The 6,970-nt window shown below is 45.2% G+C and carries 5 protein-coding genes and 1 pseudogene; 2 read left to right on the top strand and 4 right to left on the bottom strand.

Annotated features, from left to right (window positions below; genetic code table 11):
• Nucleotides 1-3,185: OmpL47-type beta-barrel domain-containing protein (locus V7266_RS00205; RefSeq protein ID WP_335465102.1), on the top strand; the 3,185-nt coding region annotated here is incomplete at its 5' end.
• 679 nt (nucleotides 3,186-3,864) lie between these two features.
• Here the strand turns inward: V7266_RS00205 and V7266_RS00200 are convergent.
• The 4 genes and pseudogenes from V7266_RS00200 to V7266_RS00185 form a co-directional block, all read right to left on the bottom strand.
• The gene (locus tag V7266_RS00200; protein WP_166262147.1) at nucleotides 3,865-4,155 is read right to left on the bottom strand and encodes a GNAT family N-acetyltransferase; all 291 of its coding nucleotides are present in this window, start codon (nucleotides 4,153-4,155) and stop codon (nucleotides 3,865-3,867) included.
• Between the two features lie 31 nt (nucleotides 4,156-4,186).
• Entirely contained in the window at nucleotides 4,187-4,402 is a 216-nt protein-coding gene (locus V7266_RS00195; protein ID WP_335465101.1) for a (4Fe-4S)-binding protein, read from the bottom strand.
• Between the two features lie 252 nt (nucleotides 4,403-4,654).
• Nucleotides 4,655-5,644, bottom strand: coding sequence for an extracellular catalytic domain type 1 short-chain-length polyhydroxyalkanoate depolymerase (locus tag V7266_RS00190; protein WP_335465100.1), 990 nt, complete (start codon nucleotides 5,642-5,644; stop codon nucleotides 4,655-4,657).
• 231 nt (nucleotides 5,645-5,875) lie between these two features.
• Nucleotides 5,876-6,094: pseudogene (locus V7266_RS00185) on the bottom strand (IS110 family transposase); the annotation flags it as partial.
• Nucleotides 6,095-6,410: 316 nt separating this feature from the next.
• Here V7266_RS00185 and V7266_RS00180 point away from each other — a divergent pair.
• Nucleotides 6,411-6,970 (top strand): RCC1 domain-containing protein (locus V7266_RS00180; RefSeq protein ID WP_420491283.1); only part of this gene is annotated, 560 nt, incomplete at its 3' end.

The following is a 6,970-nucleotide window of genomic DNA, read 5'->3' as shown; positions in this document are numbered from 1 at the left end:
GCTGGCCGGTAGCTGTCCTCCTGCCGGAGGATGACGGCGACGGATGGAGAAACAATGCGGATTGCCGTCCTAAGGATCCTGGCGTGAACCCGGGTGCGGCGGAAAAACGCGGAAACGGCAAGGATGATGACTGCAATCTGAACACATCGGATGATGATTTCGCGCCGAATGTCTTCTTCAATGCCGGCGGTTTAGGGAAGGTTGTTTCCTTCAATTTGCAGGGAGCGAAAATCGAGGCTGCATCAAGTTCATATGACGGACGTCACGTACCGGAGCAGTTATTGGCCTTGGGAAATGAGTCCGGGTTTCCGTGGGCGACGAGCCGGAAAGATAACCAATGGGTCAAAATCAGCTTGGCGGGCAGCGGCACGTATTTGATTGATCGTGTGCAGGTTCAGCCGCGCCCTATGTATGACAATCAACGGGTCAAGGATTTTGAGGTGGCGGTTTCCTCGACGACATTGGATGATGCCGCGTTCACAACAGTGCTGAAGGCAACGGCCGCCAATAACGGCAATGTGCAGGAGTTTAAGCTGCCAAAGCCGGTTTTGGCGAAGTATGTGATGTACCGGCCGCTGAACGCACAGGGCGGGGGAGATGTTATCTCCACGCAGCAGTTCCGGGTGAAAACGCCGCAAATCAGCGTGTCAACGGTGACTTTTGAAAACCTGTCAACCGATCCGGAAGATGATATTGTATTATGGGAATGGAACTTCGGCGACAATAGCCCTGTCAGCACGGAGAAGAACCCGACCCATACGTTCCCGGATTCAGGCACTTATCCGGTCATGCTGAAGGCGACTGATGCGGCCGGGAACACCGACACATATACGATGCAGCAAACCATCCAAGCGGTGGACTTTGAATATGCGCCGAAGAATCCGAAAGAGGGCGAAACGGTGACGTTCTATAATACTTCCATCGGCGCGGATAACGGACAGCTGAAATCCCGCACATGGAATTTCGGCGACGGTTCTTCCGCGGCTGTGCCGAACGATCAGCCGCTTACGCATAGCTTCAAGGATAATGAAGCATACACGGTTATGCTTGAAACCGTGGATCAGAACGGGAAGAAATATCAAGGGATGAAAACGATCACACCGACGAACGTCGCGCCGACCGTGGATGCGGGTTTAGATAAGGTGGCCCGCTCCGGTCAAAAGGTGGATTTCTTGCCTTCTATCACTGACCCAGGCGCAGACGGTAAAACATGCCGCTGGGATTTTGGCGATGGAACGACTTCGGACGTTTGCAACGTGAGCCATACGTATCCGGCTTTATCCATGGATGCGCCTGATAAGAAATATACTGCTGTTCTGACAGTGATGGATGATGACGGCGGTACAGGTACGGACAGCCGCGACATTATCATCCGGGCTGACCGCGAACAGAAAATTGTCGCCTACTACACATTCGACGGCGACTTCAAGGACTATTCCGGCTATAACAACAACGGCACTCCGACTGGCACGATGTCGTTCGCGGACGGCCTAAGAGGGAAGGCGGCTAAGTTCGACGGGAAAAGCGGCATCAATGTGAAGGATGCGGATTCCTTGGATTTCTCCACCTCCCTGTCGTGGTCCATGTGGCTGTACAAAGAAGATGCGGGGGCTGGCGGCTGGGCGCCAGTGCTTTCCAAGGGCGAAACGTCCAATTATGAGGGGTATGCGCTGCTGCATGATTCTTATGGCATTTCGCCGGCAGTCCGCTTCACAGATGGATTCGACGCGACGGACCATAATCTGGCCTCAACAGCATTAACGAAAATGAAGGAATGGTATTTGCTCACAGTGACTTGGGACGGCACGGCCATCAAGTATTATGTGAACGACAAGTTGATGGAGACTAAACAATGGACCGGCGTGTTCCAGAATTCGAACAGCCAGCTGCTGATCGGCTATGACCCGCCAGGGAAAACGGAGTATTTCCGCGGGATGATGGACAATTTCAGACTCTTCAACTATCCGCTCAGCCAACAGGAAATTTCTGATTTATACCAAAATGACCAGCAGCCGGCCGATCAGGAGCCACCTGTCACAACAGCGCAAGTGACACCGTCTGCACCGAATGGAAATAACGGCTGGTATACGACAGATGCGAGTATCACCCTGACAGCTGCAGACCTGGGTTCGGGAGTGGAGAAGACAGAATATCGTATGAATCAAGGAGCATGGCAGGTGTATAACGGACCGATTGCAATTACTGATAACGGCTTTTACAATATCGAGTACCGCAGTACAGACAAAGCGGGCAATGTAGAGGAAAGAAAGTCCGTATCCCTGAAGCTCGACAAAACTAAGCCGGTGACAACGGCTGAAGTGACGCCATTATCACCGAACACTTGGCGCAAAACAGATGCAAGCGTCATCCTTTCGGCGACAGACCAAGGTTCAGGCATTGACAAGATACAGTACCGGATGAATGAGGGAGATTGGCAAGTCTACGAAACTCCGATTGCGGTGAACACTGATGGTACCCATACGGTGGAATACCGGAGCATCGACAGAGCCGGAAACGCGGAAGAAAGCGAGTCTGTGTCAGTGAGGCTGGATAAAACAAAACCAGTGACAGCCGCAAGCGTGACGCCGGGCCAACCGGACGGGGCGAACGGCTGGTATACGAAGGATGTCACAGTGGAGCTTTCGGCAGCGGATGAGCAGTCAGGCTTGGACAAAACAGAGTACCGGATAGACGGCAGCCAGTGGCTTCCGTATGGGACACCGCTCCAGCTGTCGACGGAAGGCGTCCACACCATCGAGTACCGCAGCACAGACAACGCAGGCAACACGGAGGATGTGAAGACACTTCAAATCAAAATCGATAAAACGGCGCCGGAGCTGACGCTCAAGCTGAATCAAGAGTCGCTTTGGCCGCCGAACCATAAAATGGTGACGATTCAAGTGACGCCGGAATGGAAAGACGAACTATCCGGCATTCAGTCAATCGTACTGACGTCGATCACGAGCAATGAGCTTCCTGACGGGACTGGAGACGGTCATACGGCACAGGATATCCAAAATGCCGCATATGGTACGGCGGACTTCGAGTTCGATTTACGGGCGGAGCGATCAGGCGGCGGAACGGGACGCATATACACGATTACGTATACGATCACCGATAAGGCCGGCAACGCCAGAAATGTGTCAACAGCCGTGGCAGTGGCTCATGACCAGTCAAAACATTAAGAGATAAAGGAAAAAATAGAAAGCTGATTCCGGCTTTAGGGGCAGCTGGATTAGAATGAACAAAGAAACAGGATGGCGGGGCGTGACCCTTGCTGTCCTGTTTTTTTAGTACCGGGCGATCAAGTCAAGAGAGTTCATGCCTTCACAATTTTGTATTAGGAGTAAACCTTTTGCGGATTATGTTTAATCAAGAAAAAATCGTCTTTTTGACGGTCTTTTCTAACTAAAGAAGATTTGAAATAATTGAAGGTAATTCTGCTAAATCATCAACAATTAAATCTGCCTTGAAATTGTTCCATAGAATGTCTTTTTTCCAACACGCTCGAATGGCTAAGCCCATATTAGACGAACATCAGACGGAAGAGTTTATAAGATGGTCCTTTTCATATTGGCGTTCCTCCATAACCGAATAAGATATAATAGACTTGCGATTTTAGAGGGTAACAAACGCAACCTGACAAGGAGCCTCCAGGGGCATGCTTTGCCAGCCAGGAAACCAGATGGCAAAGACATCTGGCTTGCTAGCTAGGCTAGCATACCCGCCTCTCCTAGTTATGTTGCTAGTTTGGATTTCTTATACTAATTAGCAGTATTCCCTGATTTAGTGATTAGTCTACTTGACCTTATTTTTTTGTCCAGTTAAGTGTAGCGGATTCAACACATATATAATAATATGGCATCAATTTGCTAGTACACCTTGATACTCTTCCTTACTTTCAAGAACACTTTTTGCGTAAGGACATACAGGAATAATATATAAGTTTTCATCTCTTGCATATTCAGCTATCTTGTTTACTAATTCTTTGCCTAACCCACGACCATTATGTCCCTCGTATACAACTGTATGGTTTACAATAATTAAATTTCTTCCATTTACATCTTTTCCGCTTGGGATAAATTGAATTCTTGCAATAATTTCATTAGACTCCTCAATATAGAATTCATTCTTGCCCATTTTAATTTCAGTCATTTCCTCATTCTCCTAACTTTTTTAGTTCTGTTTATTTTTGCTCATAAGTAAGTGCTCTGCTTGGACAACGATCAATCACTTCCATGATTTTTTCAGCTGTTGCATTCTGTGGTGAGACCCAAGGTCTTTTCTGGGTATTGAATACACTTGGCAATCCATTTACACATTCTGCTGCATGTTTGCAAATATTGGGTTTCCAATATATTTTGATACCTTCAGCTTCATAAGTTTTAATGTTCTCGCTCATAATATCCTCCTTTTAATAGTTTGTGGGAATAATAATTTTAAATTACTCTTAATTCTTCCTCTGATCTAAATATCACAAAACTGTATGATGGGTTTTTACCAACAATCGAGCCACTTGGTAGCAACATGATAAATTTTTGAAAAACAATATTAAATTAATAGTACTTTATGTTATGAGGAATTTCCAATATAATCATATTATGATCCCAGTTTTTACCTTAGTTCCAAGAGTATAAGATGAGTAGTTTTATCCTCATTTCTTAAAAAGCTTCTTAAAAAGACCACGAAAAAAGTTCTTTTTAGGTGGTACGTACAGATTTTCAACATGCTGCTGATGATGTTTGGAGAAAAAATTCCAAATGATTTCTGTTGCATTTGGTCCTGTTGGATCTGTATATGAACCATTTGAGCTCCCGCCAGACCATGCATGCCCCAATTGATCGATCATCCATAGTTCCATTAAAGGTCCACCGCCCCCATCACCGTATTCATGTTTAGTACAACTTTTTCCATTGATAAGGTCTGATTTGACCTGTAGAGGTGTAACATTAGCTCTTCCAGTACCACCTTCTACAAGGAAATTAGTTTGTGCCCACTGTATGATAACCTGCTGTCCATTAATGGGATGTACAACCGTATCACTTATACCATGGAAAACAATGACAGGCATTTTCTTCTTGAGCTTTCCCATTTCCTGAAAGGCTTTGTTACCACATACATAGGGATCCGAAACACCTTTTTGCATGCTTTCTGTGGCAGCCTTAGCCATTGGATCGGTTAGAAAAAATACATTAGCAGCATCATAGGGAAGTCCCGAACACACTCCGATACCGTTAAATACATCTGGATAGGTAACTCCAAGAATGCAAGCGAGTGCTCCACCTGCAGATAAGCCTGCTGCGTAAACCTTACTTGAATCAACTCGGTACGTATTTTTAACCTGATTAATGATTGCATTAATCAACTTGGGATGTCCCTCTCCACGGTGCTGATTTTTATCTAAAAACCAGTTCCAGCAACCAAAAGGGTTATACCCAGACGGATTCAAAGGATTGAACAGATGATTCATGTCAGGATAGAGTACAAGAAAGTTTTCTTTTTCAGCAAGCTCATTTATATTTGTTCCTGCAGCAAAATCATCCGGATTTTGTTCACATCCGTGAAGCATCACTATCAACGGAAATTCTTTTTCTGCTAGATATTCACTCGGAACAAAAAGTTTGTACCTAAAATCCTTATACAAAAACTCTAGAAATTCCCCCAACTCTATCACCGTTCCTTAATCTTACATATTTCCATTATATATCAAATTTTCTGATTTTTACCTATAAAAAGCATTTTTGAATTCCCCTTTACTTCAAAACGTATTCAATATTTGAAGCAAAAATCTGCAGCTTTACCTCTTAATATGTATTTTATGAGATAAAAGAGGAAAATTAATCCTTCTAAAGTAATGGTGGTTTATGCGTCTTTTGTTCTCGGAAGAAGGGAACACTGAAAGTGTTAATAGAGACACCACAGAAAATAAATCCTCAAAAACTCCTTTGTACTAAGGAAAGACTTGGTCTAGAATAGCTTAAAATTGCAGCTTCGTTTGGATCAATACCCCAGTAATATTCTCATGTTGTCTTGTAAGATTTCTAAGGTTTAATAGTTGAACTCCTCGCTTTTTATACGGCTCTAAGTCCTCCTCTTAAACTAGTAATTTGCCAGTAACCCCTAAATTCCTCCATGCAGTATCACAGCTTCGCATGTAATACGAGATCTAAGTCCCAACCAGCCTCAATCATATTTCTACAAGTAGGGGGCGAACGGTTTAGGTAACGGGGGCGAAGCCCCAAGGGCAGTTACGTTCTACTCTGGCTACTGATATAATAAGAACAAAATAAATAAGGTCAACCAGAAATATTTAGCATTCTGGCTAACCTTATAATACGATCTGGGCAGATTAATATATCATGCAAAATTGATACAAAAATAAATTAGGTTTTGTTTCAAGGAGGTAAAACATGGATTACATTTCACCGAAAGAAGAGGCATTAAAGGTGAAACGAGGGACTAAGGATGTCATAGCGGCGGGTCGCCGACATACCGTTGGTCTTAAATCTGACGGAAAGGTGACGGCTGTGGGTGATAATAAATATGGGCAATGTGATGTAAGAGGCTGGCGCGATTTTGTGGCGGTTGCGGCTGGAAATGTACATATGGCGACGAACACGGGTAATGCTCATACAATCGGACTAAAATCGGACGGTACTGTGGCGGCTGTGGGTTGGAATAAGCATGACCAATGCAATGTAAAAGACTGGCACGATATTGTTGCTGTTGCGGCAGGTTGGCGTCATACCATTGGGCTAAAATCGGATGGTAAGGTGGTTGCTGTGGGACGAAATAATGAAGGTGAATGCAATGTAAGCGGCTGGCATGATATTGCTGCGGTCGCGGCGGGTGACTGGCATACAATCGGTCTTAAATTGGACGGCACTGTGATGGCTGTGGGTAATAATCGGTATTGCCAATGTAATGTAAGTAGCTGGTGCGATATTGTGGCAGTCGCGGCAGGTTATCT

This window comes from Neobacillus drentensis (assembly GCF_036965645.1).
Classification (GTDB): domain Bacteria; phylum Bacillota; class Bacilli; order Bacillales; family Cytobacillaceae; genus Neobacillus; species Neobacillus drentensis_D.
The sequence above is the reverse complement of the archived record's forward strand: the minus strand, read 5'-3'. Positions and strand labels throughout refer to the sequence as shown.

What these genes read in the sequence shown, in the direction of transcription:
- V7266_RS00200 (WP_166262147.1), bottom strand. Translation starts at nt 4,155, where the DNA reads ATGACTGAAATTAAAATGGGCAAGAATGAATTCTATATTGAGGAGTCT.
- V7266_RS00195 (WP_335465101.1), bottom strand. Translation starts at nt 4,402, where the DNA reads ATGAGCGAGAACATTAAAACTTATGAAGCTGAAGGTATCAAAATATAT.